Genomic DNA, 1964 nt, shown 5'->3' on the forward strand with positions numbered 1-1964 from the left:
CGTCATGGCCGCCGGTCGCATCGCCCAGACCGGCACGCCCCAGGGCGTCTACGCCTCACCCGGCAACCCGACCGTCGCGGCCTTCGTCGGCGCCGCCGTGTTCATGCCCGCCGTCGTCACCGGGCTCACCGCCTCCTGCGACCTTGGCGAACTCGCCGTCCGGCCCGGGTCTCCCCAGGGCGAGGCGCGCCTGCTCGTCCGGCCGGAACAGATCAGGCTCCTCGCCGCGGCGGACGGCGACAAGAACCAGAACGAGAACCAGAACGAGAACCAGAACCAGCACGAGAGCCAGGACCGAAACGAGAACGAAGAGCGGAACGAAGAGCGGAACAAGGAGCGGAACAAGGAGCGGAACGTGGTGGTCGGCCGGGTCACCGAGGTGCGGTACTTCGGCCACGACGCCACCGTCCAGCTCCGGCTCGACCGGTCCGGCCGCACCGTGACGGCGCGGGTGCCGGGGCGCCAGCTTCCCGAACCCGGCACCCGCGTGCGGCTGTCGATCACCGGGCCCGTCACGGCCTTCCCACCCCATTGACTCCGTCGCGGCTCTCACCGACGCCGGTCCCGGCGCCGGCACGGTCGCGGCGGTCACGAGCGCCCTGCTACCGCCACGCAGGTCGATCGTCACCGCCTGACCGTCCCCGAACGACGACAGGTCGGCCGGTCGATTCGTACAGTCAGACTTATGACGTCGCCCACGCCTATGACGTCGCCGGCGGGAACCGCCCGGATCGACACCTGGATCTGGTGCGTGCGCCTGGTCAAGACGCGATCGCAGGCGACCGCCGCCTGCCGCGCCGGCCATGTCCGCCTCAACGGCGAGCGGGTCAAGCCGGCCCATCCGGTGCGGGCCGGCGACGAGATCCGGGTGCGCCAGCCCGGGCACGAGCGGGTCGTCGTCGTCACCCGGATCCCGCACAGGCGGGTCGGCGCGCCCGTTGCCGCGGAGTCCTTCGTCGACCGCAGCCCGCCGGTCGCGCGCGAGGTGCCGCCGGTGGTGGCCGTGCGCGATCGGGGCGCCGGGCGGCCGACGAAGCGCGACCGGCGGGCGCTGGAACGCCTGCGCGACCAGCCCCGCCGGCCGGATGCGCGGTAGCGGCGCCGCTACTGGGTGCCCAGTAGCGGCGCCCCGGTCAGGCGACGCCTCGGTCGAGGGAGTTCGCAATCGCCCACACACCATGACCATCCCCAGGAACCTTGCCCTGGGATTACTAACCCTGGTACTACCCGCCATGGGATTACTTCGCATCAACGGTGTGAAGAAAACGAAGGAAGCGACCGGGTACGTTGCCGGTGACCGGGACCGGGCTCTGCCGCTGCGTGCCGCGTAGCGTTATCCGCGCTCGTGGAACGCGATCGTGAGGTTGATCTGCCTGGACGACACGACCGCGGGTCGCGTCCCGCCGCACCGACCGGCTCGAACTAGAGTCAGRCCCATGGGGCGAGCGTCATCCGGGTTGGCTCGGTGGAATTCGCGATGAGCTACCGTGAGAAACCGAGCGTGGACATCCCGGACCATTCGGCGGGGCAGCCCGCCCGTAATGGGCGTTCGGTCCGGTTCAGCATTGTGATGCCGACATACAACCGCCGAGACGTGGTATTGCAGAGTATTGCGGAACTCAGGTATCTCGATATGCCGTGGCCCTGCGAATTGATCGTCGTCGTCGACGGTTCCACGGATGGCACTGAGAAGGCTCTCCAGGCTGTCTCTCTGCCGTTCTCCAAGCGAATCCTGTGGCAGGAGAACGCGGGCGCGGCCGCAGCGAGAAACCGTGGCGCCGCGGGCGCGCTCGGCGAGTTCATCCTCTTTCTCGACGACGACATGGCGGCGGACCGGCGGCTCCTCGTCGAGCATGAGCGGCTTCTCGCCGCCGGCGCCGACGCCGTGGTCGGCCACATCCCGATGCACCCCGCCTCGCCTCCTACGGTGCTCACCTACGGAGTCGACCGGTGGGCCCGGGCAC

The 1964-nt window shown here is 70.0% G+C and carries 3 protein-coding genes; all 3 read left to right on the plus strand.

The features are described 5' to 3' along the window. On the plus strand, nucleotides 1-535 hold a 535-nt coding region (locus KBI5_RS24595; protein WP_116290017.1), incomplete at its 5' end, for a TOBE domain-containing protein. A 168-nt stretch (nucleotides 536-703) separates the two neighbouring features. Next, the gene (locus KBI5_RS24600; protein ID WP_023840909.1) at nucleotides 704-1096 is read left to right on the plus strand and encodes an RNA-binding S4 domain-containing protein; all 393 of its coding nucleotides are present in this window, start codon (nucleotides 704-706) and stop codon (nucleotides 1094-1096) included. Nucleotides 1097-1501: 405 nt separating this feature from the next. After that, on the plus strand, nucleotides 1502-1964 hold a 463-nt coding region (locus KBI5_RS24605), incomplete at its 3' end, for a glycosyltransferase family A protein (RefSeq protein WP_198537972.1).

The sequence above is a fragment of the Frankia sp. KB5 genome (genome assembly GCF_002099325.1).
Lineage (GTDB): Bacteria > Actinomycetota > Actinomycetes > Frankiales > Frankiaceae > Frankia > Frankia casuarinae.